Here is a 23,638-nt window from a genome sequence, read left to right as displayed (position 1 = left end):
AGCGGAATCTAAAATACATTCGCCATACAAAAAGCCGCAGCCCCAAAACAAGGAGCTGCGGCTTTTTCCGCGCGAGGCCAAATTAACTGCCGGCCGCAATACGGGCTGCGATATCAACCGTGCGTTTTGCCTGATGTTTGACCGTATCTTGCACATCATCAGCCATGTTGCCGTCCTGATCCACCGCAACGCTGGTGCCGTACGGGTTGCCGCCGCCCGCAAAAACAGAGGCATCTGAATAGCCTGGTGCTGCAATAATGGCACCCCAATGCATCATGGATGTGTACAACGTAAGAAGGGTCGCTTCCTGACCGCCGTGCGGATTCTGGGCAGACGTCATGCCGCTGACGACTTTGTTGACCGTTTTGCCTTCTCCCCAGATGCCGCCCTGCATATCCAGAAATTGCTTCATCTGAGCAGGAAGATTGCCGAAACGGGTCGGCATACTGAAAATAAGCGCATCCGCCCACAGGATATCATCGGATGTCGCTTCCGGCACATCTTTGGTTGCTTCATAATGCTTTTGCCATGCCGGGTTTGACGCAATCGCTTCTTCCGGTGCAAGTTCCGGGACTTTGACCAGTTTTGTCTCCGCACCGGCTTCTTGTGCGGCTGCTTCGGCCCATTGTCCCATTTGATAGTTGGTTCCTGTTGAACTGTAATAAACAATTGCTAACTTAACGTTCGCCATGTTCTCGGACTCCTTTGCTGATTTTTATTCAAACAGTTTCTCAAAAAACCCATTTTATCATCACCTAGCATTCCCAAATTTTGTTGTGTCATTCGGCACGTTTTTCTTTTCATGAATCGTTCCCTGTTTAATTTACAATCAAACGTTACCAACTTACCTTGTGTAAGTATGATAACAGGTCAATCCTGGCTAATATGGGTTGCCAGGCAAGAATCATAATAGTTTAATGAGGCGATAAGAATTGGTATACTAGGATTAATATGACAAAAAGGTGGGGTACTAATGAGTCATCTTATCATGTCACAATTCAACATCACGCACGATGCACTGATGAACGAAATTAAGGATCTGGACAAGGCAAGCCTGGATACCCAACCAGAGGGGTTCAATAACACGATCCATTGGCATATCGGGCATGTGCTGACGGTCAATGAGCAGTTCTTATTCGGTTTCCCGGATAATACAGACCATTTGCCAGCACGTTACAAGGATCTGTTCGGCAATGGCAGCAAACCGGCGGACTGGCCTGAAGATGTGCCAAGCGCTGATGAGCTTGCGGACCAATTGGCCAGTCAGCTGGAGCGGATTAAGGAAATTCCTGAAGAAAAATTTGCGGAAAAATTGCCGGAAGCTGTGCTGGGCGCGCAAACATTTGGTGAACTCACAGCTGTAGCTGCATTCCATGAAGGCAATCATACCGGCCGTATCAACACGATGAAAAAAGTATTGAACAAATAAGATGTGCAAAAGGATTAGAGATGGACCCGTCTCTAATCCTTTTTTAAAAGAAAAGAAGGTATGAAATTTTGAACGACGTTTTTAATTCCGGAATCGGCTGACACACCAATTTCGTCCAACCAACTTCTGACCTCTAACATCTGAAAAAACGCGCGTCAGCAATTTTTCTAATGAGTGCTGTTCTTTGTCATTTTTTTCGGGATAAAATAAGCTATTGTGGCCGACAGAAAAGCTAAAATGAATGTAAGTAAAAAGGGGCTGCGACTGCTTTTAATAACAGTCTCCTGAGATAAACTAGCACTTGAATTCCAGGCTTCCTGTATATCCGGCGTATATAGCAATGTAAGAAACAGCCCCGACAAAACCTGGAATAATAAAAACAGTACGATAAAACTAATCGCAAACATCATATATTTTTTCATGGATGACCCCTCCTATGATTTTTAACGTTTGCTGCTTAACCATGATGTCCTATTATAACATAAACAGCCAAGGCCGAAGTTTTACCGTGCTCCGGCTGAAGTTGCGCCGCTCGGGCGATGTTCGTTACATGCGGTATAAAGTAAAACGTCAAGCAGCGGAGAAGAATTCCTGTGTTTTCCTAGTTTTCCATTGCGACATTTGGTAATGTTAACAGTAAGAGCACTGATACATATATAAGGGGTTTTGACATGAAACATTTAGTGATCCTCGGCGGCGGTTACGGCGGTATCAATATTATTCAAAATCTGATTGAGCATGATTTGCCGGAAGATCTGCACATTTCAATCATCGACCGCAATCCATACCATTCAGTCAAGACGGAATTTTATACGATTGCAGCCGGCACATCAGCTGATAAAGATGTTCGCATGGATTTTCCGGAACATGATAAAGTCAGCTACATATTTGGTGAAATCAGCCGAATCGATACAACACACCAGCAGATTATCCTGGCGAATCGGAGCGAACCTGTCGCATACGATTATTTGGTCATTGCGCTTGGCTGTGAAGACAATCATCACGGGGTTGAGGGGGCAGCTGACTTCACGGAAAGTGTTCAGACATTCAACAAAGCACGGCACACTGGCATGGCGATCGGCAATTTGCCGGCTTTTGGCAAAGCAACGATTGTCGGTGCAGGTCTGAGCGGGATTGAAGTAGCTGCTGAAATCCGCGAAAGCCGGCCGGATCTGAACATTCGTCTGCTTGACCGCGGACAGTCGGTGTTAAAGGCGTTTGATCCAAAAATCCAGAATTATGTGGAAGACTGGTTCATGAAAAATGATGTGGAAGTGGTTCACGGCGCCAATGTCGAGTACGTGGAAAAAGACGGTGTCTGCAATAATGGCGTCTGCTACGTCAACGATGTCACGATCTGGACAGCTGGCGTGCGCCCAAATTATTTAGCCCGCGAATTGCCGCTGGAAAAAGACGACCAGGAAAAAATTATCGTGAATGATTTTTACCAAGTGCCCGAGCAGCCGCACATTTATGTAGTCGGTGACTGTGCCTCGTCCGAACATTCACCAAGTGCCCAGCTTGCCCGGCAGCAGGGAGAGCAGATCGCGGATGTTCTCGCTGCCGTCTTTAAAGGGAAAGAACCGAAGAAGCCTGGCAAACTCAAGCTGAAAGGGACGCTCGGATCACTCGGCAGCTCGGAAGGCTTCGGTGAAATGATGTCGCAATCGATGGTCGGTTTCATTCCGCGTCTAGCCAAATCCGGTGTCCTGTGGCTCAACAAACGGCACTGACTAAATCGGATTCCGATCAACCCGGACAGTTCTTTGAAAGCTGTCCGGATTTTGTTGTACAGAGCAACTGCATGCCAACAGACGCAACTTCTTAAGGACAATCCCCCCCCCAGGAAGCGCTAAAATGTCCGATAGAATGCTTCGCAAGGCCAAAGTCACCCTCAGAAGGTGCTCAGAAGTCCAACAGAGGGCTTCTCGGCGTTAGAAATACCCTCAAAACGCACTGAAATGTGGATGGCACCATTACGAAAGTGCGCGTAGCCCGACCACCCCGACAATAATCGCCGCTATGCTCATAACCCGGGAGATACTTTTGGACTCGCCAAAAAAAATCATATTCACGATGACCGCACCGGCTGTTCCGATGCCAACCCACACCGCATAGGCAACACTCGATGGCAAGTACGAAAAGGCCTGGTAAAGCATGGTAACAGAGGTGCCAAACCCGCCAATATACAGCAATTTATTTTTCCATGTCTTATACTCACTCGCCATCTTCAGCCCGATAACACCAACCATTTCAAACATCGATGCGAGTAATATAAACAGCCATCCCATTAGTATGAACCCCCTTCTGCACGTTTTTTGTCCTTCCTGTCAGCTAGCTTCAGCCCGACGACACCGCCAATCAGAAGTGTGATAAAAAACAGTTTGGCCATTTTCAGGCTGCCACCAAACAAATAAACATCCATCACGGCCGTTCCTGCTGTACCCGCTGCGGCAAAAATGGCATACACCGTCCCGGTCGGCAATGCTTCACAGGCTTTGCGGAGACATTCCAAATCAAGCCAGAGCACAAGCAAAATCAAACCCCAGTGCCACCAGCTGGACGCGACATTAAAACCAAACACCCAACACAGCTCCAGCAAACATACAAGGATTAGATAGATCCACGATTGCTTCATAAGGAACGCCTCCTTTCATTAGTGACTGATGTTCAGTCATTTAATGCAAAAATACTAGAAAGGCCATTACTCTAGGTTAAAGCCCCAGCGCATGCCCTGCAAATGTCAATACTTCCTTTTTCTTCAACTCGGCTTTACTATCATCCTGATGACTGTACATATACGTCTGTTCGGCTGCATCTTCAATTAATCCAATCAAAATTTCGGCTGTCCGCTGTGGATGCAACGAATCCCGGATAACACCGTCAGCTTTTGCCTGTTCGAGTTGTTTGCTGAACCATGCGTAATAGGATTCATAAATTGTTTCCCATTCCTGCATATATTCCGTCGACGCAAGTCCCGCATATATCAGTGCAAACACATCACGATACTCCTTCGTCATATCAAACACGATATCAACGACCATTTCCAGCTTTCGGTCAAACGGTAATGCGTCATGTACATGTGTCTGGATTTCCTGCAGTATCTTTTCGGTCATGACTTCCGCAATCGACAGCATCACCGACAGCTTGGATGAAAAATACAAATAAAAGGTTCCCTGTGCGATACCGGCGCCTTTTACCATATCCGAAACCGTCGCCTTGTCAATGCCTCTTTCACGAAATACGTTAATGGCTGATTCAATAATGGCTTCTTTTTTATTGTCCACGATAAGTCCTCCATCATTACTGACTGACTATCATTCATTTTATATGTGCCACGCTTTTTTGTCAATCTTTACAAGCTCAAGGTCCCTGTTCTGACCGTCAAAACATCACCTCCGCGAAACGAGCGGAAGTGCTCGGTGTTTGCGTTTCATTAGGCCATGTTGGACCTGGGTGCTTGCTCCCTTCGTCATAAAGCACGGAATCTTCTCGTGTCTCTTCGCACGTTAATAGCGCGCCGGCTCCTGACCCTCAACATTGGAATCGACTGTAAATCATTCAGAATATGATCACTCCCTTTTAGCCAGTACTTAAGGGCGGGATGGCATGTCTGGCACATAATGATCGTCAGAGGCTGCCCGGGAGATACCGAATCCATTTTGTTTCTGATTATTTCAACACAATGGTATAATAAAAAATAGACTTCATGTGTATGTAACCTTCTTAACGCTATTCTCCTATCAATAAGCGTTTCTTCACATCACACTCTTCCGGGGGTTTTTTATGAACAATATCAAGGACACTGTGTTTGAAGTCATTTATTCGATTTTACCGATTGCCATCGTGATAACTGTATTGCAATTTACCATTATCTGGTTGCCGATGGAAGCGTTTGTGCAGTTTTTAATTGGTGTGTTGTTTGTCGGGATCGGTCTGATTCTCTTTCTGCTCGGTGTGAACATCGGCCTCTTACCTGTCGGGGAAATGGTCGGATCAGCCCTGTCCAAAACAAAAAAGATCTCGATTATTGTGCTGTTCGGATTTTTGCTTGGGGCGGTTGTGACCTTTGCCGAACCTGACGTCCGCGTGCTTTCCTCACAAATCGATGATGTCTCCGGTGGCGCTATTCCACAGAGCGTTCTTATCATGTCAGTTGCGCTTGGGGTAGGCATTTTCGTCGCTTTGGCCATGTTTCGTATCGTGTTTAATATCAGCATTGTATATTTGTTGGCAGGCGGCTATGCCCTCGTCTTTTTGGTGGCTGCGTTTACCCCATACTCGTTTGTTCCAATATCCTTTGACGCGGGCGGTGTGACAACAGGACCGCTGACAGTCCCGTTCATATTGGCATTGGGCGTCGGTGTTGCCACGGTCATCAGGGGGAAAACAGCCTCAAGTGACGGGTTCGGACTTGTTGGTCTGGCATCCATCGGACCGATTTTATCGGTACTGATTCTAGGAGTGATTTACGGATGAACCTGCACGTATTTGAAGGCTTCGGCCAGACCATGCAGGAGGTTGCGATCGCTCTGCTGCCTCTGGCCATTTTGTTTGTGATATTCCATCTTATCTTTTTAAAACTGCCGGTACGCAAATTAATGGATATCGGTGTCGGTTTTCTGCTGGCTTTTTTTGGGCTTGCCTTTTTTCTGCAGGGTGTCCATATCGGCTTTATGCCGTTCGGGGAGCAAATGGGTAATGTCCTGGGTGACTTATCCTATCAATGGCTGTTAATACCAATCGGATTCGTTATCGGCTTTTTTGCCATCTATGCCGAACCTGCCGTTTCTGTTATGGTCGAACAGGCAGAAAAAGTATCAGGCGGTTACATTCCGGAAAAATTGCTGTTGTACACGCTGTCGATTGGGGTTGGCATTTCCGTTGCCCTTTCCATGGTACGGCTGATTTTTGGCTTTTCCCTATGGTATTTTATTGTCCCAGGATATATAATAGCATTTATCATGATACGCTATGCACCAAAGACATTTACGACGATTGCATTCGACTCCGGCGGGGTTTCCACTGGTCCGATGACGGCAACATTTGTATTGGCCATGTTTACCGGAATCGCCGGGCAAATTGATGGACGTGACCCGCTGCTTGATGGATTCGGAATGGTTGCCATGGTGGCATTAGCACCGATATTAGCGGTATTAGCGCTTGGTATTCTGTTCAGCAGAAAGGAGAAGAGTCAACATGTCGGTGGCGATTCAGGGGCAAAAGCTCATCATCACGATCGTTAGAAAAGATAAGGCCAAAAAGGTTGTGCAGGCGTCACGTAATGCTGGTGCTCAGGGCGGAACCACCCTGCTCGGTGAAGGACTGCGGCTCAATGAAAAAATGCGGGTCCTGGGCATACCGGTGGAACGGGAACGAGCCGTCATACTGACACTCGTATCGGATGAAATTTTTCATGATGTTCGCCGCGCCATTATTGATTCTGTCCAGTTGAATAAACCAAGACAGGGAATCGGATTTGTGATCGATACGAAGAAAATTGCCGGCATCAACCATTTACTCGGATGGAATGGCGAAGAAGGCGAACCGGATAAGGAGGGTGTTGCTATCATGATGGAAGGTCAGGATGTTTTGTATGACTTAATCATTACCATCGTCAACCGGGGCGATTCGGAAAAAGTTGTGGATGCCACACGAAAGGCCGGAGCAGAAGGCGGAACGATTCTGCATGGCCGCGGAACCGGTGTGCACGAAAAGGCAAAACTGTTTAACATTATGATCGAACCTGAGAAGGAAATGATATTGACACTCATCGACCGTGAAAAAACATCAGACGTCTTGAAAACGATTAATGAAGAAGCTGAATTAAAGAAACCCGGTAAAGGGGTTGCCTTTGTGCTGGAAGTTGACAGCACAGTCGGCATCAGCCGCGAGATGAATGAAAAAGTCCGGGAAGAAATTAAAAAGAAAAAGAAAAGGCGAAAGGAAGAGTAGAGACGCGTTCTCTACTGATGGCAAAGGCAAGCGACAGACATAGCATCAGAGATTGGTACCACGAATGATGGTTTTGAGATGGGATTATTGGTTTAGATTTATCGTTTTTTCGACAATATAGATAAGCTGATACTCGAATTTGGTTGGTAAAACGGCACGTATAGACGTCATCACTATACGTGCCGTTTCAATTATTCCAAGGTTCAACTATTGGGTCGTAGCGTTGAATGAACATTTTAACATAACATATCACGTTGAATCGTCAGCTCTGCTGTGCAAACGTTTCCGGCATGACAGCTGCTGTTACCACAGCCTTCGCGCAGATGGTGTCACCTGCATAAACGTCGGTATGTATCTTAAACTTTTTCGGGTGAACTGCTTCAACTGTCCCGATTGCCTTTAGTGGCATGTCTTGCGGTGTTGGCTTAAGGAAATCCACGTTTAAAGACGCTGTCACAAACCTCGGTGGTTCCTTGCCGTCATCCGGCTTATGCCCGTTTTTCCGGTGCAATGCCAACGATGCTGATCCTGTCCCATGGCAATCGATAAGTGACGCGATCAGCCCGCCGTAGACAAAGCCGGGAATCGCCGTATGCTCCGGTTTTGGTGTATAGATCGTGACGGTTTGGTCTCCATCCCAGCCGGTGCGGAAATGGTGCCCTTTCTCATTCAGCCGTCCGCACCCGTAGCAATGGGCCACATCAGACGGATAATCGTCTTGAATCGCATGTTTGATTTGTTCAGTCATTTTCGTCCTCCCCCTTTTTTCCAGTATAGCATGAGAGCTGTTACGTTTTTTAGATGGGGTTTGTGGGTGGCTGCTGCCGAGATAGTACAAACAACCCTTCTTTTTATTCAGTTAAATCGCTCACCATACAGAAGAATGCGCTCACCTTTATTCCAGATAGGTGTCTGTTTGGAGAACAAAATGAAAAGCGTTTAAAGTTATTTTGGGAACTTATCAGGAGCTTCAATTCTTGTCGAAACAACCTCTCCACAATTTAGACAGAAGCTATAGATTTTATTAGATCCCACCATTGAAAATTTCTTATCTAACGGTTTGACTGGCATAAAATCGGTGCCTTCACCAAATTCAGTACCGTGACATTTAGGGCATTCATTTTCATTCATTCGTACCACCTCAGCATAATTAAATACAAAATCGGTCACTGTTCGAACACGCGTTAAACAATCGCGCCTCGTTTGCTTAAATGTAAATACTTTACGATTAATATTTTTACGTTAGTTTCTATCATCTTTTGGCGGAAGTATCTTATCCCCAATCAAATAGCCGATTAAAGCTGCTAATGCACTGACAAAAATTGAAATGAAAGAATTGGTATCAGGAAACAAGAACTCAATAATAAAAATAATTATGCCTACAAATACACCTGTAAATAGAGCTCGATCAATATTTTTTATAGTCAACCACTCACCTCAAAAACCATACTATAATATTACCTTTATCTATAACGAAACGTTTCACATTCTTATTCCACTAAATCCCGGATAATGTGAATTTTAGCGCTGCCCTTTATTCTACCAAAACACCTCCTTTATTGAATAAAATTGTCGTCTGCATCTAAAAAGATACAATACGTGTATGTAAATGTCTGTCGGTTTAGTTACTTTAGCTTTTTCTTCTTAGAATGAATATACTAATACTGTTACTACACCAAACCAATGCCATCCAAATATATATTGCTGTTTCTATATTTTCAACACTTGGATCAGCAAATTGTATATAAAACATTTGAAATACAAAACCGAATAGTATAAAAATAAATGCTATCTGACTTGATCTTCCAATTATCGCTTGTCCCCTTTCATCTTTTCCTTCAACCGTTACAAAACTAATATAAAATCCGACGCTTATGACCATAACAATTGCTACAACAGCATAAACAGCAGTTAGAAACATTTTAATCATTACCCTCCATATTTTTATTGTATGAAAAAATTTCATCAATCCTTTTACCAAATAGAAGGGAAATCTCAAAAGCTAACATAAGGGAAGGATTATATTTATTTGATTCAAGCGAATGAATCGTTTGTCTGGTGACGTTGAGCGTTTCAGCAACGTATTTTTGAGTCCACCTCTTTTCAGCCCTTAGTAAATACAAATTGTTACTTAGATACGCCTTATTATCTTTCAAGTCTTACCCTCCAATTTAGCATGTAAAAAATATATTACATATGTATTATATTTTTTACGTTGATTTTTGTCAAATATGTTTTAAAGTAATGCTCTAGTTTATTGACGATTGCTTATAAATAAAGAGCGCCATTCTTTCTACAGAAAAGCGCTCCTATACGGAACCGGATCTAACGATTACAAGGTCTTTTATTTTTTAATATGTTAATTGTGTCAAGACATAGTCGTACAACATTAGCAAAGACCATAGACATCCAAAAAGGAAAAAAAGGACTTTTTTGCTCAGTAAGCATCTTTATTCCGCAGTAACGAACTTTTTTGTATGGAACAGTCGTGTGAGTTTTGGGGTGGCGCTAGCTCGAGTTGAGGCCGTGCTCGCATTTGGATGGCTGCTCTTACACAAGTCGGACCCCCCCGCACGAATCAGGACTGCTCTCGCACAAACTCAGGCCCGCTCTCACTCGAGCTCAGGGCCGCCAGTCCCACATCCATATCATCCTAATCGTTCGCCTGCTTCATGCGCCGCCACTGAAACGACACTTCCATCACGCCAATGGCGAGCGCGGCCCAGAAGATGCCTTTATCAAAGCCGATGCCGACCTGCGATTCGCCGCCCAGTGCAGTCAGCACCGCCATGATTACCACGATATAGATCAGGAAAAAAAGCTGGGTGCGGAAAACGACCTTTTGATCGGGCTTTTGCTGGCGGTTACGGTAAACGGTCAGCACAAACAGGCCAAGCATGATGACGATCAGCACCTCCAGTGGAACAGCCCCCGCAAGCGGGATGTCCGGAAAATAATCATACACAAGCAGGACGGTGACACATACGGCAAGGACAATTTCGATCGGTCTGAAAAATGTCAGAATGCATCTTCCTTTCCATTCAATCAATCTCGCTTTATCCCGCCTTAACAGGCAGTAAGATCCCACCAAGGTTTTAAGGAAAACGAAAAAGATTGGTGGGGGCGGGCTGCCTGGCCGATAATAACGCGACGTCCTGTCGCATTATCGGCACTAGCACGTCCTGTGCGTCGTAAAGGTCCGATTCTGTTCGGGCCTGCACGATGCAGGTCACAAAGACGTTGCAACACGACGTTGCGAACTTAGCCTTTGTTCCCCTGCATTCAGCAGGGAAATACACCCAGCTGAATGAAGTTTCACTTTATCCCGCCTTAACAGGCAGTAAGACCCCACCTCAAAGTTTTAAGGAAAACGAAAAAGATTGGTGGGGATCAACTGCCTGTAAAGGTCCGATTCTGTTCAACTAACATTCAGAGGGAAATACACCCAGCTGAATGAAGTTTCACTTTATGTTACGGCTTTGCGGGGGGATGCGCTAGTCATCTTATTCTCATGTCGCCCTAGTGCGCCGTTTTTCCAGCCATTTGAAAAAGAACGGTACAAACATCATAATGAGCAGCAGTCGAAAAAGTTGATAACTGGTGACAACCGATACATCGCCGCCAACAGCCACAGCTGTCAGCCCCATTTCTACCATCCCGCCCGGCGCCGTGCTCAACAACGCCGTCGTGTAAGGCAAATCATAAATGAATGCCAGTCCAAAGCCAAGGCCAAACCCGGACAGCACAAGAACAACCACGGTCAGAACGGTATAGGCCATGATTTTTTTCCAGTCAGGCAAATCCCGCGGCTGCATTTGCAGACCGATATGGACGCCGATGAAAATTTGCGCCAGATCAATGAATCCAACCGGAAGCTCCGGCGTCGGCAATCCGGCAATTGTCATCCCGATCGTCAGCACCATTGGCCCGAGCAACAACGCTGTCGGCACCCGCAACCGGGCAAACAGCCACGCACCGGCCACCATCAGCAACGGATATAAAGGGTAAGCATACCACGGCATGTCGGCCCAGCCGACCGATCCGGAGGTACCCATTCCGGTTATTGCCGCCCCGGCATCACCACCGAACAAATACACCGTCGCAATCGGTACGGCAATGACGATCACCATCACACGCATGCTTTGCAGAAACATGATGACCGTCTGGTTCAAGCCTTTGATCTCATCCAAAAGCATCATAATCTGTGACAACCCACCCGGAACACTGCCGATCATACAACTGGACAGGTCGAGCCCGGTCAGCCTGGAAAACAGCCATCCCAGCAGCAAACTGAAGGCAACGGTCAAAAGCGTTACCGCAATCATGGACGGAATATGATTGCCCATCTCGATCAGCGTATCTTTTGTAAACGATGTCCCAATCAAATAACCGAGCAGCACCATGGCCATTTTCCGAAACGTGAACGGCCAGAACAACGCCCTCTGAGTGGTGATATGCCATACCGCCACCGCCACGAGCGACCCGATCAGCCACGGTAGTGGGATGCTTATCGCGGAAAAAATAGCCACACCTACCAGCGCCACCAGCAAAGTCTCCATGAATGCGCGCAATCGCTTCAACAGTCTTCATCTCCTCTATGTATAAGCCAACCATCATGCCAAAGAAAAGAACCATCACCGCATGATGGTCCTTGGCTATATTATAGAGGAAAAAATATTTTTGTTAAAGATGATCTAGATTTTCTGTTGTTAGGTAACATAACATTGCAAAAAGTTATATTTTAATATCACCCTATAACCAATTGACCAAGTTTACTTTCTATTTGGTTAACAATTGTCTCTTTTTTTATCATCATTTCCATTTCCTCAATGTCATTATATAAAATCCTATCCTCACTCAGTTGAGGTACATAAGATCTAACTGTTGCGTAAATGAATTCTAAACTACTACTTGATCTTAAAGGTCTTAAAAAGTCTAAACCTTGGCAACCACACATTAATTCTATGCCTAAAATTCTTTGGGTATTAATAATTATTTTCAACAATTTTAAAGCAGCCGAAGTTCCCATACTTATGTGATCCTCTTGACCTGCGGCAGTGGGAATTGAATCCACAACAGATGGTTGAGAATAACGTTTATTATCAGAAACTAAAGTTGCTGCAACATATTGTGGAATCATATACCCCGAATTAACTCCACTATCTTCAACTAGGAACGGAGGTAGTTCGCTGTATTGCGTAGATAACAACCGGAAAATTCTTCTTTCAGATATATTGGCTATTTCGGATAATGATATTGCTAAAAAATCCAAAGCCATAGCTACGGATTCCCCATGACAATTGGCAGATGATATAGAATCACTATCTGTGAAAAAAATTAAAGGGTTATCAGTAGCTGAGTTCATTTCTATTTCGATAACCTGCTTCACATAGTTTAATGTATCTTTACACGCCCCATGAACCTGTGGAATAGCTCTTATACTTAAGGCATCCTGTGTTCTAAAGTCCTTGTATTTTTCAGCTATCTCGCTATCAGACAATAATTTATTTAAATTAGATAATGTTGCTTTAACTCCTTTATGAGGCTTAACATCACCAATTCTGTTATCAAATGCATAATAAGTTCCCTTTAAGGCCTCAAAGCTTACTGCAGAAACAACATCAGACGTCTTCAATATGTTAATAGCATCATATACCGCAATAGCACCAATAGCAGTCATATCAACCGAACCATTGATTAAAGATAATCCTTCTTTCTCATCTAAAGATATTGGGCTTAGCCCTCCTTTTTTTAATGCTGTTTCTCCATCTAAAAGTTCACCCTGAAAATAAGCTTCTCCTTCACCTATTAATACCAAAGCAATATGGGATTGATAAATTAAATATCCTGGCGAACCCTCCCTAGGTACCTTTGGTATGATATTGAGATTGACAAGATTAACCAAAGCCTCAACTGTTGTTAAACTAATACCTGAATACCCTAATGATAAATTTTTTATCATCATAACCATTACAGCTTTAACTAATTCTTTTTCTAACGGGTTGCCCACCCCGCTCGCGTGACTACGAATTAAATTTTTTTGTAGATCTTTTGATTCATCCGTTTTAATTTTGGTTTTACTATTATCACCTACTCCGGTAGTAACACCATAAACTATCTTTTTTTCAGAAACAAAGCTATCTATTAAATCTCTAGAATGCTTCATAATATTTTTAGATTCATTTGATATTACAATAGGGGCATCAAACCTTGCTATTGAAACTAGTTCATCAATGGATAACTCCTCTTGTGATATTATTACAGTCTCCGTTGCTTTCATTATCCTCACCTTAATATCCAATTTAATATTTTTAAACTTTATGATTTGACTTTCAGCTACTTTTTCTCTCTTCTTCATAAATATCTTCAAAATCTTTATCATTATTTAAAACTGCTTTAATAGTAGAAAAAGTTTGAATCACTATAAAGAAAAGCGCTGGAATCCCTGCAATTGTAGCCATTTGTTTAACAGCATCAATGCCTGTAATTTCTCCGCCAGTCCCAGAAGTAACAGTTAAAATCGCCATTATTCCCATAATGACTCCCCAAAAAACTTTTACCTTTGCAGGTGGTTCAGGGTCTTTAAGAGTATTTCCAGTTGTAGTCAATGAAGACATTGTTGTTGTTAAGGAATCAGCTAATGTTGTAAAAGAAAGATAAATTGCCACTAGAATGATTAAACCAATCAAAGTCGAAAATGGTAATTCTCCAAGAAAGGCAAAGAGTGACAATTGTAATCCTTCAGCTTGGTTATTAATGATATTCCAAAGTTGACCACCATTATTCCAATCAAAAAACATTGCAGATCCACCAAAAACCCAAAACCAAAAGGCCCCGAAACCGGCCGGAAGAAGTAAATTTAATACGACGAACTGTCTTAATGTTCTACCATATGATAACCTTGCAAGAAACATACCAATAAGTGGAGCATTTGCTCCCCATAAAGCCCACTCGAAAATTGGCCAATCCTTAGACCAACTAGATCCCTCCATTGGACTTAGCCATAAGTGCCAACTTGCCATATTACCTAGATAGTTCCCTGTTCCCTGAGTACCAATGTTTAACATATAAGCTGTTGGTCCTGCTATAAAAACAAATAGCAATAGAAATATGAATATTTTAGCGTTATTGTCAGCAATAACTCTAATTCCTTTTTGTAGACCCGTGTAACTAGATATAATATAAGTTATAGTTATTGCCAACACCATAACAGCCCATAATACTGGTCCATCTCCTAATGGTGTATAGAAGGCAATTCCACTACTTATTTGTAATACACCTTCTGCCAATATTGCTGCCATAGCACCAGCAATGGCAAACATACATATATTATCGACGATTGTGCCCGTAACCCCTAGTGCCCTTTTTCCTATTAGTGGATAAAGTGTAGAGCTTACATTGTAAGGTAGTTTAAGGTTATAATGTGCGTACGCCACAGCAATACCACAAATAACATATAGAGAATAAGGAGCGAGCGTCCACTGCATCATTACTGCGGCCATCGAAAAAGTAGCGGCTTCTTCAGAAGAAGATTCGATCCCTAGAACTTCCGGTGGATTCATAAAATGTGTAAGAGGCTCAGCTGTACCCCAAAATAATAATCCCGTTCCAATACCACCGGTAAGAGATATTGCAAACCATTCCCATTTCTTAACTGTAGGTTTAGCATGATCACCACCAAATTTGATATTTCCATACTTGGAAAACCCTAAAAACAAACAAATGAAAATTAGAAGAAAAACAACTAAGCTAAATAACCATCCAAAGTTATTAAAACTAAAATTTACTAAGGTTGTTTGTAAGTTGTAAAAACCTTTCGGGGATACAATTCCAATTATAACCGTCCCAACAAGTAATATTGCCATTGGCAAAAAGACACCCCAACGGATTTTCTTTTTATGCATTTTAATTCATTCCCCCTTTTTATTAGATATTATCCACCTACACCACCGTCTCTCCCTTCTTAACAACCGTATCAATATGATTCATCCCGTAGTTATACGACAACATGAGGTAATTCGGGACATCAAATATAGCAAGGTCTGCTTGTTTTCCAACCTCTAGACTGCCAATGCGGTCGGCACAGTCAATCGCATGGGCAGCATTGATTGTCGCTGCCGTGAGAACCTCTTCCGGTGTCATGCCCATTTTCAGGCAGCCCAGATTCATGATGAACTGCAAGGACAGTGTTGGCGACGAGCCCGGATTGGCATCGGTGGACAGTGCAACAGGCACACCGCCATCAATCATTTTTCGTGCATTAGCATACTCTGCCATTAGGAAAAATGCTGTTCCAGGAAGCAGAACGCCCATCACATCGTTATCAGCCATTTTGCGGATGCCCTCGTCAGATGCCTTCAGCAAATGATCTGCTGAAATCGCACCAACCTCTGCAGCCAGCTCAGCACCGCCATATGGCTCAATTTCATCGGCGTGGATTTTTGGAACAAGCCCGTATTCCTTACCGGCTTCCAATATCCGCCGTGACTGGTTCGGTGTAAACACGCCGCGCTCGCAGAAAACATCATTAAACTTCGCAAGCTTCTTGCCGGCCACTTCCGGGATCATTTCGTCGATTACCCGGCTGACAAATGGCTCCGGATTATCCCGCTCATCAACCGGAACGGCATGCGCGCCCATGAACGTGGAAACAATATCCATAGCGTGATCCTGATTTAGTTTATTCGCAACCGCCAGTTGCTTCAGTTCGTGCTCAAGTGATAAGCCATAACCACTTTTGGCTTCAACGGTTGTTACCCCGTACTGGAAAAAGGTATCAAGACGCTGTTTTGATTCATCGTAAAGCTGGTCAAAATCCGCTTCCCGGGTTGCCCTCGTTGTCGCATGAATCCCACCACCTGCATTCATAATCTCCATATACGACTGGCCTTTTAGCCGCATCGCATACTCATTTTCCCGTGTTCCGGCATGGACCAGGTGGGTATGCGGATCAATCAGACCGGGTGTAACGGTTTTGCCTGTGGCATCCAGGACCTCCGCTTCAGCGATGACGTCTTGGTATTGCTGTTCCAATTCTTCCTGTTTCCCAACTGCTTTGATTTTGCCATCCTGCACGAGCACGTTGCCATTTTCAATAATGTTCAATTCGCGCATCGCTTCCTGCTTAGCCGGCTTCTCTGTAAGACCGGCCATCGTCACAACTTGGGATGCGTTTTTGATCAATAAAGATGATGTCATGTTATATTACCTCCTTGTTTTACGGCACAGATAAATGAACTGCTTGCTGCCTGTCGCCTGTCTGGATGTTATCTTTAGCGATTTTCTCTCAAACTACAGCAATTCTCCACCCAGCAAGCAGCAAAAGCTTTCTATCGCTCCTCTTTATTGTTCAGCATCGGAATCTGGACACCTTTTTCACGTGCCGTCTCCTCCGCCAGTTCATAGCCCGCATCAACATGCCGTGCAACGCCCATGCCGGGATCTGTCGTCAGTACCCGTTCCAGCCTTGCTTCTGCATCTTTTGTGCCATCCGCGACAATGACCATTCCGGCGTGCAATGAATAACCCATACCGACACCGCCACCGTGATGCACACTAACCCAACTGGCACCACCGACACTGTTAATCAGCGCATTCAATATCGGCCAGTCCGCAACCGCATCACTGCCATCTTTCATGTCTTCTGTCTCACGGTTTGGTGAAGCGACCGAGCCGGAATCAAGATGATCGCGCCCAATGACAATTGGTGCTTTAAGTTCACCACTCGCTACCATGTCATTGATGATTTTGCCGAATCGGGCACGCTCCCCGTAGCCAAGCCAGCAAATTCGTGACGGCAGTCCCTGAAAGCTGATTTTTTCCCGCGCCATACGAATCCAATTACAGAGCGATTCATTGTAACTGAATTCCTTCAAAATGACCTCATCTGTCTTATAAATATCTTCCGGATCGCCGGACAGTGCCACCCAGCGGAACGGCCCCTTGCCCTCGCAGAATTGCGGACGGATATAGGCTGGTACAAAGCCTGGAAAATCGAATGCGTTGGCCACACCTTCATCTTTGGCGACCTGGCGAATGTTGTTACCATAGTCAAACGTAATCGCACCCTGTTGCTGCATCGCAAGCATGGCTTCCACGTGACGGGCGATGCTTTTACGTGACAGCTTCGTGTAACGTGCTGGATCGTGATTGCGCAAATCCGCTGCCTCCTCAAGCGTCAAGTCAGCCGGCATATAGCCATTCTTCGGGTCATGCGCCGACGTCTGATCGGTCAACACATCTGGGATAAACCCTACCGTAATCATGTCCGGCAGTACTTCTGCTGCATTCCCGAGCAGCCCGATCGATAGTGCCCTGCCAGCATCACGTGCTTCCCTGGCCAATTCCAGCGCATGATCTAGATCATCCGCCTGTGTATCGATATATTTCGTTTCTAGACGCCGGTCAATCCGGTGCTGATCAACGTCAACGGCAATGCAGACACCATCATTCAGCGTCACCGCGAGCGGTTGCGCACCACCCATGCCGCCAAGCCCTGCCGTTAATGTAATCGTCCCTTCTAAACTACCACCAAAATGCTGACGTGCACATTCGGCAAATGTTTCATAGGTTCCCTGCACAATCCCTTGGCTGCCAATGTAAATCCAGCTTCCTGCCGTCATCTGGCCATACATCATCAGCCCCTTCTGATCAAGCTCATTGAAATGATCCCAATTTGCCCACGCCGGAACCAGATTGGAATTGGCAAGCAGCACTTTGGGTGCATCCTTATGCGAGCGGAACACCGCAACCGGCTTACCTGACTGCACGAGGAGCGTCTCGTCATTTTCCAGCCGTTTCAATTCTCTGACGATCGCCTCATAACTCTCCCAGTTCCGGGCCGCTTTTCCGATGCCGCCATAGACAACCAATTCATCCGGATTTTCCGCCACGTCCGGATTCAGATTATTGTGCAACATCCGAAGTGCCGCTTCCTGCAGCCACCCTTTCGTATGCAATGCTGTTCCCCGATACTGCTCGACCGGTGTATTTGTTTTTGCTACCATGTCATCGTCCCCCATTCACAAGTTTATAAAGCGGTTTCAAATATTGCCTACTTATAAAACGCCCGCATTGTTTCTGCCACTAAATACGCAGCCAGTCTGACCGTTTTATCACTTTCATCCACCAATGGATTGACCTCTGATATATCAAAGCTAAGCAAATGCTTCTTGCCTGCAACATAAGTCAATAGGGTTTGCACTGTTTTCGGATCAAGCCCCAGCGGTGATGGCGCACTTACACCTGGTGCCGCCGATGCCTTGATCGAATCGGTACATAAGGTCATGATCACATAATCATACCGCTTCGAAAAATCATCGATCGTCAAAAATGTATCCTGGAAATCGTTTGCCGTGATATCTTTTTCCAAAATATATTCGCACCCGTAAGCGTCAGCTGTCTCAAACAATGCTTTTGTGTTGCCAAACGTCTGAATCCCCAGACACAAATAACCGGCAGTTTCATCTTCCTCCAAAATTTGCCTAAACATCGTACCGGATGATGGCTCTGGGTCATCCCGCATATCGAAATGCGCATCGATATTAATGATTCCAATTGTTTTATCAGGACCGGCATACGCCTTTGCACCAAAATAATGGCCGTATAACGTTTCATGCCCGCCGCCGAGGATGACCGGTGTGATATTTTGCTGTAAAACTGCCGTCACGTGACGGCCAAGTTCCGTCTGTGCATTCTCCAGTTTATTCTCTTTACAGTGCACATTGCCAACGTCAGCCGTCCGGCCATCCAGATTATAAGGCAGTTTGGCCAAGAACTTGCGGATTTCATCAGGTGCCTGTGCAGCACCCTGCCGTCCCTTATTTCGCCTGACCCCTTCGTCACTGGCAAATCCGATAATGCCAAATGCATGTCTGCTTGCTGTCAGCTCATCCAAGTCCATCACCTGAACAGCCTGATGGAACCGGTGACTTGCCGGGTCTGTCGCATCATCAATCCTACCTGTCCAGAGACCCTTATCTGTTTGTATATAAATGTCCATCACCCCAAATCATGCTGTAAATTTCTGAAAATGGTTACTTTAATTAAGATTGTAATACATATATGCTATAATGACTAATACTTATTTTTTATATTTTTATAGTTTTTACCTATAGGGGGCTTATAGAAGGTGGATATTCGTCAATTAAAATACTTTGTCACACTCGCCGATGAAAAAACGTATACGCGAGCCGCTAGCATGCTGCACATCTCGCAGCCATCCTTGAGTGCAGCCATCAAGAAATTGGAGCAGGAAGTTGGTCTAATACTGATCGACCGCTCCTCACGCGTCCTTCGCATAACCAAAGAAGGCCAAATGCTTTATCAGGAGGCAAAAAAACTGCTCCAACACTATGAGCACGTTTCCTTTGAAATGGATCGCCTGAAACAGCAGGGCCCGCTCGAACTCTCAATAGGCTTGATCGAATCATCCATGTTTTTCGTCCCGGACATCCTAACCCGCTTCAAGCAGGAATACCAGGATGCACGGGTCAGCCTGCTGGAAACCTTAAGTCTTGTTGATGTCAAAAAGGCCTTAAATAATTTTGACATTCATCTGGCGATAACAAACCAGTATATTCATGAGGAAGATATTGCAACGATACCCATTTATGAGGAAAATCTCGTTGCGCTCATCCCATCCGGACACAACCTGAGCCAGCAAGACTCACTTAACATTCATGATCTGGAAGGAGAAGATTTCATCGTCTGCAAGGAGGGCTTCCAGACACGACAGGATATCCTGAACGCTTTTAGCAAATCAGGCGTCAAACCGAACATCCAATTTGAAATCGAACGGTTTGAAACCGGATGCAGTCTCGTGGAAGACGGACTCGGTATCACCGTTGTCCCGGAAAACTATGTCCGCTATTCCAAGCAGGCCAATTGTGCCATTAAAAAGATAGACGGTGTCAACATATCACGGATCGTCTACCTTACCTATGACAAAAACCGGTATCTGCCGCCGATTGTCATGCGTTTTATTAAACTGGTGAAAGAATTTTTTGCCTGATGAGAGGGGTACCCCTTATATATATAATCGAAATGAATCATGAAAAGAGGCACGTTCTCATTAGAAAAAAGGTAACGCGTCTTTTCAGATGCTAGAGGTCAGAAGTCGGATTGGAAGAAATGACTAACTCGCTGGCTTCGGTCATCGTAAATGGGTATATTTTAAATAAAATGGCTGTAAAATGGGCAAAATTTATTTATAATAACCGTTCAACCATTAAACAGTATACACATCATTTTGATTATGTTCTCGGCGGGGTCGCGGACGGGCAAATATTTGACCTTGTCAAAGCTGTTGATAATGGGCTTGATATCAGTGATTTTTATGAGGAAATTGCAAATTATGGTACATATGACCAACTTTCGATACACAATGAAAAAATCTTTACATATTCCATAATTAGGTTAATAAAGGTGGTGAAAGCTTATGATAAAGAAAAACTCTATGACAAAAGAAGAATTAATAAAAAAATTGAATTATGAGCGTGATCATGGATATCCTGCTTTTAAAACGGAAATAGCTGCAGTCCTTTGGGAAAAGTACAATATCGATACCGGCGCAGCAATGATATCGTTTGGGATCTAGTAAAATATGATATCTAATCCCCTTTTTCTCGCATTGATGGACACAATTCTAATTTATCCAAATCAATGATGAAATTATATTGTTTTAAAATATCTAATCCAAGCAATGCACTATGTTCTTGGGGCAACATTCCTACATCTACTTGGGCGTCTTTTATAGTGAATGAATCTATCTGTATTTTGTCCATGTTTTTTGTATAAAATGGGACACTACCACCAATCCCATATGCTTCATAAATCGTGTCACCATTTTCATATTTTACGCCAATTGTTTCTAAAATATCTGGTGAAATAACAGTATGGGATGACCCAGTATCAACAATGACATCATCTATTTTTAGTGCTTCCCCACGGAATGTGACAATTAAAGAAGTCGTGATAAGTTGTCCATCATAAAATAGGTTCATAAGATCCTTCCTACTTTCATTAAAGGATCTCTTCGTATATGGATTACAAAATTTTTATTTCCTGTATGATAAACCATCGTTCCCTCTTTTGCATTGAAAAACGCTTTATTTGCGTCTTCATCTTTGATTGGACGTATTGGGGCTACCTCATCAACTATCTTCTTGTCACCTTCATAATGATAATCCAAAATTGAAACTAAAAGAAACTGATTAGGAAATAGTTCTCGGGCTTCATTCCATTTCACTTTGTATGGCCTCCTCTGTCTCCATTATAAATGAGATCTTGGTATTATCATATACAAATGGCTAATTAAAAATAAATTTCAACTAATTCAACATTCGCACCCGTTTGGAGGAATAGCTTTTCCCTAATATATAATTAGAATTGTTGAAGAAAAACTACCACAGTGGTTCATCTTTATCGCTTAATTTGATACAGAAAAAAAGAAATGGAATAAATATAAGACTTAGATACCCTAATGTAAATATCCTTTGGGTATCAGCGGAAATGTATTGTTTACGCCCGCAATTGGGGCAGTTCTTCCCTTTCTTTGAAAATCCGAGTAACCAAAATTCCTTGGCTTTCCATTTATAATTACAGTTGGTGCAACGCGCCACAAAAACGCCTCCTTCCCAAGCAACGCAAAAAACAAAATTCGTTTCATAAATACCCCCCCTTTTTAAATTTGACCTTACAACTAATAAAAAGCTTCATTTTTCACATAGTTGCTTCACTCATAAACCGTGAATTGCGGTTTGCTTGGATGATCCCGAACAAGTGCCGAATTCGGAAATGACCGGAGCTTCCGGTATAGAGCCAAGTCGCCTAAACAACCTGCCAGCAAGATCACACCAAGGATGGATAGCGGCAGATAATCCAACAGGAGCCCTAATGCAAGCGGCAGCAAACCTGTCGGTATTAAAGGCAGCAGAGCGACTTGTTTCATTTGGTGCACTGTGATGGGCTTTTTGGTATGAGCATATGCAGCGCCCAATTTCCAATTAATGCCCCATGCCAGCTCATGCCGCGGCACACCGCCAATATAGCGAAAACCAAGCAAGTGAATCGCTTCATGAACGCCTACAGTCACGGTCATCACCATTAAAAATAAAAACAGCCCCGGTAGTGTAACCGTCAATACCGCTTCCCCAAAAATAGCTTTATGCACCATTCCCACAGCGTAAAACATTCCAATAATAGTAAGGAGTGCCATAATATTTAATTTGACCATTGAAATGGAAATGACAGTCTCACGCGTTTGCTGCATTAACTCACCTCTAATTTGTATATGACTTAGTTATGTCTACGTCTAGTATGCCTGGGTGTCTCATGATTTTAAGGACCCCCCCTTTGAAAAGGGATCGCTTACTTATATGGCCGCAGCAACTTAAAACGGATTCGTCGCCCATTGCCGAGATTGTTTAATGAAAATGCGTGGGTGCAATTTCAATTGGGATACCATATACTCCGCCATGTCCTCCGGCTGCATGTATTTTTCCTTATCGTTCACATCAGGCCTTACTTTAACCGTTCTCCATGTGGGAGACGTTTTTAAAGTCCCGAATGGAGGCGAGAATCTGCACCGTTTGCTCTTGCGGGAAAACGGAAGCCTTCTTAATTTTTTCTAGTCTTAATGTCGTTTCCCCATCAAAATATTGTTCCCCGCATTGTTCACAAACTGCAGCTGGAACATCTTCAATGATCATTTTTTTACCATTCCATTCACGTTCAACCGACACACGTCTATGTTCGACATCGCCGTTACAAATATAGCATTTTCTCATTCTGACGACCTCCTTGTTCGCTCATCCAGCCATTTCGGCGGCTCCGGATAATAGGCTGTAATAAAAATAACGCCATTTTCATGGAGTCCACAGACACTATGAACCGCTTTACTATCAACAAAACATAATATGAGACAACTGTGTCCTCGTGGATCATCCGTATAATCCTCAATCAACTCTGCTTGAACTACTGACATAATCAGTTTTTCAATATCAATATTTCGCTGATCACACTTTTGAAGGGCGTGGCTTGTGAACCACCATTTCCCTGTTACAATATTTTGCTTGATAGTATTCGTGATATCCAGTATTATCACCCGCTTACATGAAATTCGTTTAAGACATTATAGTATAAAACATACTAAATTGACGTTTCCGATTTTTTATCTCTACTCTCATCTAAGGCTTATCATATGATCTGGATAATATGACATTCATTCACAAATTGTAAATTGCGGTTTTGATG

The 23,638-nt window shown here is 43.9% G+C and carries 30 protein-coding genes and 1 pseudogene; 7 read left to right on the top strand and 24 right to left on the bottom strand.

Annotated elements, in window-relative coordinates; genetic code table 11:
- Positions 1-82 precede the first annotated feature (82 nt).
- On the bottom strand, positions 83-691 hold the full coding sequence (gene wrbA / locus ACFQ4A_RS06390) for an NAD(P)H:quinone oxidoreductase type IV (protein ID WP_382398748.1): 609 nt from the start codon (positions 689-691) through the stop codon (positions 83-85).
- Positions 692-973: 282 nt separating this feature from the next.
- Between wrbA and ACFQ4A_RS06385 the strand changes: the two genes are divergently transcribed.
- Positions 974-1,429, top strand: a complete 456-nt coding sequence (locus ACFQ4A_RS06385) for a DinB family protein (RefSeq protein ID WP_382398746.1) — start codon at positions 974-976, stop codon at positions 1,427-1,429.
- A gap of 167 nt (positions 1,430-1,596) precedes the next feature.
- Here ACFQ4A_RS06385 and ACFQ4A_RS06380 read toward each other — a convergent pair whose 3' ends face one another.
- Positions 1,597-1,851 carry a hypothetical protein gene (locus tag ACFQ4A_RS06380; RefSeq protein ID WP_382398744.1) on the bottom strand — a complete coding sequence of 85 codons (255 nt, stop codon included), beginning with the start codon at positions 1,849-1,851 and terminating at the stop codon, positions 1,597-1,599.
- Between the two features lie 249 nt (positions 1,852-2,100).
- Here ACFQ4A_RS06380 and ACFQ4A_RS06375 point away from each other — a divergent pair, with 249 nt between their 5' ends.
- Positions 2,101-3,162, top strand: coding sequence for an NAD(P)/FAD-dependent oxidoreductase (locus ACFQ4A_RS06375; RefSeq protein ID WP_382398742.1), 1,062 nt, complete (start codon positions 2,101-2,103; stop codon positions 3,160-3,162).
- A 243-nt stretch (positions 3,163-3,405) separates the two neighbouring features.
- Here ACFQ4A_RS06375 and ACFQ4A_RS06370 read toward each other — a convergent pair whose 3' ends face one another.
- The 3 genes from ACFQ4A_RS06370 to ACFQ4A_RS06360 form a co-directional block, all read right to left on the bottom strand.
- Positions 3,406-3,720 carry a DMT family transporter gene (locus ACFQ4A_RS06370; protein WP_382398740.1) on the bottom strand — a complete coding sequence of 105 codons (315 nt, stop codon included), beginning with the start codon at positions 3,718-3,720 and terminating at the stop codon, positions 3,406-3,408.
- The gene (locus ACFQ4A_RS06365) at positions 3,720-4,067 is read right to left on the bottom strand and encodes a DMT family transporter (protein ID WP_382398738.1); all 348 of its coding nucleotides are present in this window, start codon (positions 4,065-4,067) and stop codon (positions 3,720-3,722) included. The genes ACFQ4A_RS06370 and ACFQ4A_RS06365 overlap by 1 nt, the downstream gene beginning before the upstream one ends.
- 76 nt (positions 4,068-4,143) lie before the next feature.
- Entirely contained in the window at positions 4,144-4,716 is a 573-nt protein-coding gene (locus tag ACFQ4A_RS06360) for a TetR family transcriptional regulator (protein WP_382398736.1), read from the bottom strand.
- Between the two features lie 499 nt (positions 4,717-5,215).
- On the opposite strand from ACFQ4A_RS06360, the gene ACFQ4A_RS06355 reads away from it, so the two are divergent.
- From ACFQ4A_RS06355 to ACFQ4A_RS06345, 3 genes are read left to right on the top strand one after another with little or no spacing between them, the layout of a single operon-like run.
- Positions 5,216-5,908 carry a DUF1538 domain-containing protein gene (locus tag ACFQ4A_RS06355; protein WP_382398734.1) on the top strand — a complete coding sequence of 231 codons (693 nt, stop codon included), beginning with the start codon at positions 5,216-5,218 and terminating at the stop codon, positions 5,906-5,908.
- The gene (locus tag ACFQ4A_RS06350) at positions 5,905-6,675 is read left to right on the top strand and encodes a DUF1538 domain-containing protein (RefSeq protein ID WP_382398732.1); all 771 of its coding nucleotides are present in this window, start codon (positions 5,905-5,907) and stop codon (positions 6,673-6,675) included. The genes ACFQ4A_RS06355 and ACFQ4A_RS06350 overlap by 4 nt, the downstream gene beginning before the upstream one ends.
- On the top strand, positions 6,629-7,384 hold the full coding sequence (locus ACFQ4A_RS06345) for a P-II family nitrogen regulator (RefSeq protein WP_382398730.1): 756 nt from the start codon (positions 6,629-6,631) through the stop codon (positions 7,382-7,384). The genes ACFQ4A_RS06350 and ACFQ4A_RS06345 overlap by 47 nt, the downstream gene beginning before the upstream one ends.
- 262 nt (positions 7,385-7,646) lie before the next feature.
- On the opposite strand, the gene ACFQ4A_RS06340 is transcribed toward ACFQ4A_RS06345, so the two are convergent.
- The 12 genes from ACFQ4A_RS06340 to hutG form a co-directional block, all read right to left on the bottom strand.
- Positions 7,647-8,132, bottom strand: a complete 486-nt coding sequence (locus ACFQ4A_RS06340; RefSeq protein ID WP_382398728.1) for a PaaI family thioesterase — start codon at positions 8,130-8,132, stop codon at positions 7,647-7,649.
- Between the two features lie 197 nt (positions 8,133-8,329).
- The gene (locus tag ACFQ4A_RS06335) at positions 8,330-8,515 is read right to left on the bottom strand and encodes a hypothetical protein (RefSeq protein WP_382398726.1); all 186 of its coding nucleotides are present in this window, start codon (positions 8,513-8,515) and stop codon (positions 8,330-8,332) included.
- Positions 8,516-8,626: 111 nt separating this feature from the next.
- Positions 8,627-8,812: a hypothetical protein gene (locus ACFQ4A_RS06330; protein WP_382398724.1), complete on the bottom strand. Its 186-nt coding sequence runs from the start codon at positions 8,810-8,812 to the stop codon at positions 8,627-8,629.
- 202 nt (positions 8,813-9,014) lie between these two features.
- Positions 9,015-9,305, bottom strand: coding sequence for a hypothetical protein (locus ACFQ4A_RS06325; RefSeq protein ID WP_382398722.1), 291 nt, complete (start codon positions 9,303-9,305; stop codon positions 9,015-9,017).
- A gap of 1 nt (position 9,306) precedes the next feature.
- Entirely contained in the window at positions 9,307-9,540 is a 234-nt protein-coding gene (locus ACFQ4A_RS06320) for a helix-turn-helix transcriptional regulator (RefSeq protein WP_382398720.1), read from the bottom strand.
- 497 nt (positions 9,541-10,037) lie between these two features.
- Positions 10,038-10,433: a hypothetical protein gene (locus ACFQ4A_RS06315; RefSeq protein WP_382398718.1), complete on the bottom strand. Its 396-nt coding sequence runs from the start codon at positions 10,431-10,433 to the stop codon at positions 10,038-10,040.
- Between the two features lie 460 nt (positions 10,434-10,893).
- Positions 10,894-11,964 (bottom strand): AbrB family transcriptional regulator, encoded by a 1,071-nt coding sequence (locus tag ACFQ4A_RS06310; RefSeq protein ID WP_382398716.1) that lies wholly within the window; start codon positions 11,962-11,964, stop codon positions 10,894-10,896.
- 167 nt (positions 11,965-12,131) lie between these two features.
- On the bottom strand, positions 12,132-13,766 hold the full coding sequence (hutH, locus tag ACFQ4A_RS06305; protein ID WP_382398714.1) for a histidine ammonia-lyase: 1,635 nt from the start codon (positions 13,764-13,766) through the stop codon (positions 12,132-12,134).
- Entirely contained in the window at positions 13,717-15,288 is a 1,572-nt protein-coding gene (locus ACFQ4A_RS06300) for a BCCT family transporter (RefSeq protein ID WP_382398712.1), read from the bottom strand. The genes hutH and ACFQ4A_RS06300 overlap by 50 nt, the downstream gene beginning before the upstream one ends.
- 37 nt (positions 15,289-15,325) lie before the next feature.
- A complete protein-coding gene (gene hutI / locus ACFQ4A_RS06295) occupies positions 15,326-16,582 on the bottom strand; it encodes an imidazolonepropionase (RefSeq protein WP_382398710.1) in 1,257 nt (418 codons plus the stop codon).
- A 131-nt stretch (positions 16,583-16,713) separates the two neighbouring features.
- Positions 16,714-18,390, bottom strand: coding sequence for a urocanate hydratase (hutU, locus tag ACFQ4A_RS06290; RefSeq protein ID WP_382398708.1), 1,677 nt, complete (start codon positions 18,388-18,390; stop codon positions 16,714-16,716).
- A gap of 47 nt (positions 18,391-18,437) precedes the next feature.
- Entirely contained in the window at positions 18,438-19,385 is a 948-nt protein-coding gene (hutG, locus tag ACFQ4A_RS06285) for a formimidoylglutamase (RefSeq protein WP_382398706.1), read from the bottom strand.
- Positions 19,386-19,514: 129 nt separating this feature from the next.
- On the opposite strand from hutG, the gene ACFQ4A_RS06280 reads away from it, so the two are divergent.
- Together ACFQ4A_RS06280 and ACFQ4A_RS06275 are read left to right on the top strand one after the other, a co-directional pair.
- On the top strand, positions 19,515-20,396 hold the full coding sequence (locus ACFQ4A_RS06280) for a LysR family transcriptional regulator (RefSeq protein ID WP_382398704.1): 882 nt from the start codon (positions 19,515-19,517) through the stop codon (positions 20,394-20,396).
- Between the two features lie 119 nt (positions 20,397-20,515).
- Positions 20,516-20,878 (top strand): DUF3990 domain-containing protein, encoded by a 363-nt coding sequence (locus tag ACFQ4A_RS06275; protein ID WP_382398774.1) that lies wholly within the window; start codon positions 20,516-20,518, stop codon positions 20,876-20,878.
- 116 nt (positions 20,879-20,994) lie between these two features.
- Here ACFQ4A_RS06275 and ACFQ4A_RS06270 read toward each other — a convergent pair whose 3' ends face one another.
- The 7 genes and pseudogenes from ACFQ4A_RS06270 to ACFQ4A_RS06240 all read right to left on the bottom strand — a co-directional run bounded on the left by ACFQ4A_RS06270 (position 20,995) and on the right by ACFQ4A_RS06240 (position 23,489).
- On the bottom strand, positions 20,995-21,387 hold the full coding sequence (locus ACFQ4A_RS06270) for a retropepsin-like aspartic protease family protein (protein WP_382398702.1): 393 nt from the start codon (positions 21,385-21,387) through the stop codon (positions 20,995-20,997).
- Positions 21,384-21,632 (bottom strand): hypothetical protein, encoded by a 249-nt coding sequence (locus tag ACFQ4A_RS06265; RefSeq protein WP_382398700.1) that lies wholly within the window; start codon positions 21,630-21,632, stop codon positions 21,384-21,386. Before ACFQ4A_RS06265 ends, ACFQ4A_RS06270 begins: the two co-directional genes overlap by 4 nt.
- 231 nt (positions 21,633-21,863) lie before the next feature.
- Positions 21,864-22,052, bottom strand: coding sequence for a hypothetical protein (locus tag ACFQ4A_RS06260; RefSeq protein WP_382398698.1), 189 nt, complete (start codon positions 22,050-22,052; stop codon positions 21,864-21,866).
- Positions 22,053-22,118: 66 nt separating this feature from the next.
- A complete protein-coding gene (locus ACFQ4A_RS06255) occupies positions 22,119-22,655 on the bottom strand; it encodes a DUF3267 domain-containing protein (protein WP_382398696.1) in 537 nt (178 codons plus the stop codon).
- Positions 22,656-22,775: 120 nt separating this feature from the next.
- A pseudogene (locus ACFQ4A_RS06250) lies at positions 22,776-22,886 on the bottom strand (short chain dehydrogenase); the annotation flags it as partial.
- A gap of 25 nt (positions 22,887-22,911) precedes the next feature.
- The gene (locus tag ACFQ4A_RS06245) at positions 22,912-23,172 is read right to left on the bottom strand and encodes a type II toxin-antitoxin system MqsA family antitoxin (protein ID WP_382398694.1); all 261 of its coding nucleotides are present in this window, start codon (positions 23,170-23,172) and stop codon (positions 22,912-22,914) included.
- Positions 23,169-23,489, bottom strand: a complete 321-nt coding sequence (locus ACFQ4A_RS06240) for a DUF4258 domain-containing protein (protein WP_382398692.1) — start codon at positions 23,487-23,489, stop codon at positions 23,169-23,171. Before ACFQ4A_RS06240 ends, ACFQ4A_RS06245 begins: the two co-directional genes overlap by 4 nt.
- Positions 23,490-23,638: the final 149 nt, after the last annotated feature.

The sequence above is a fragment of the Lentibacillus salinarum genome, from assembly GCF_042679865.1.
Classification (GTDB): Bacteria; Bacillota; Bacilli; order Bacillales; family Amphibacillaceae; genus Lentibacillus; species Lentibacillus salinarum.
The sequence above is the reverse complement of the archived record's forward strand: the minus strand, read 5'-3'. Positions and strand labels throughout refer to the sequence as shown.

Coding starts and splice junctions, on each gene's coding strand:
- wrbA (WP_382398748.1), bottom strand. CDS start 691: ATGGCGAACGTTAAGTTAGCAATTGTTTATTACAGTTCAACAGGAACC.
- ACFQ4A_RS06385 (WP_382398746.1), top strand. CDS start 974: ATGAGTCATCTTATCATGTCACAATTCAACATCACGCACGATGCACTG.
- ACFQ4A_RS06380 (WP_382398744.1), bottom strand. CDS start 1,851: ATGAAAAAATATATGATGTTTGCGATTAGTTTTATCGTACTGTTTTTA.
- ACFQ4A_RS06375 (WP_382398742.1), top strand. CDS start 2,101: ATGAAACATTTAGTGATCCTCGGCGGCGGTTACGGCGGTATCAATATT.
- ACFQ4A_RS06370 (WP_382398740.1), bottom strand. CDS start 3,720: ATGGGATGGCTGTTTATATTACTCGCATCGATGTTTGAAATGGTTGGT.
- ACFQ4A_RS06365 (WP_382398738.1), bottom strand. CDS start 4,067: ATGAAGCAATCGTGGATCTATCTAATCCTTGTATGTTTGCTGGAGCTG.
- ACFQ4A_RS06355 (WP_382398734.1), top strand. CDS start 5,216: ATGAACAATATCAAGGACACTGTGTTTGAAGTCATTTATTCGATTTTA.
- ACFQ4A_RS06350 (WP_382398732.1), top strand. CDS start 5,905: ATGAACCTGCACGTATTTGAAGGCTTCGGCCAGACCATGCAGGAGGTT.
- ACFQ4A_RS06345 (WP_382398730.1), top strand. CDS start 6,629: ATGTCGGTGGCGATTCAGGGGCAAAAGCTCATCATCACGATCGTTAGA.
- ACFQ4A_RS06340 (WP_382398728.1), bottom strand. CDS start 8,132: ATGACTGAACAAATCAAACATGCGATTCAAGACGATTATCCGTCTGAT.
- ACFQ4A_RS06335 (WP_382398726.1), bottom strand. CDS start 8,515: ATGAATGAAAATGAATGCCCTAAATGTCACGGTACTGAATTTGGTGAA.
- ACFQ4A_RS06325 (WP_382398722.1), bottom strand. CDS start 9,305: ATGTTTCTAACTGCTGTTTATGCTGTTGTAGCAATTGTTATGGTCATA.
- hutH (WP_382398714.1), bottom strand. CDS start 13,766: ATGATAAAGATTTTGAAGATATTTATGAAGAAGAGAGAAAAAGTAGCT.
- ACFQ4A_RS06300 (WP_382398712.1), bottom strand. CDS start 15,288: ATGCATAAAAAGAAAATCCGTTGGGGTGTCTTTTTGCCAATGGCAATA.
- hutI (WP_382398710.1), bottom strand. CDS start 16,582: ATGACATCATCTTTATTGATCAAAAACGCATCCCAAGTTGTGACGATG.
- hutU (WP_382398708.1), bottom strand. CDS start 18,390: ATGGTAGCAAAAACAAATACACCGGTCGAGCAGTATCGGGGAACAGCA.
- hutG (WP_382398706.1), bottom strand. CDS start 19,385: ATGGACATTTATATACAAACAGATAAGGGTCTCTGGACAGGTAGGATT.
- ACFQ4A_RS06275 (WP_382398774.1), top strand. CDS start 20,516: ATGACTAACTCGCTGGCTTCGGTCATCGTAAATGGGTATATTTTAAAT.
- ACFQ4A_RS06270 (WP_382398702.1), bottom strand. CDS start 21,387: ATGAACCTATTTTATGATGGACAACTTATCACGACTTCTTTAATTGTC.
- ACFQ4A_RS06260 (WP_382398698.1), bottom strand. CDS start 22,052: ATGAAACGAATTTTGTTTTTTGCGTTGCTTGGGAAGGAGGCGTTTTTG.
- ACFQ4A_RS06255 (WP_382398696.1), bottom strand. CDS start 22,655: ATGCAGCAAACGCGTGAGACTGTCATTTCCATTTCAATGGTCAAATTA.
- ACFQ4A_RS06245 (WP_382398694.1), bottom strand. CDS start 23,172: ATGAGAAAATGCTATATTTGTAACGGCGATGTCGAACATAGACGTGTG.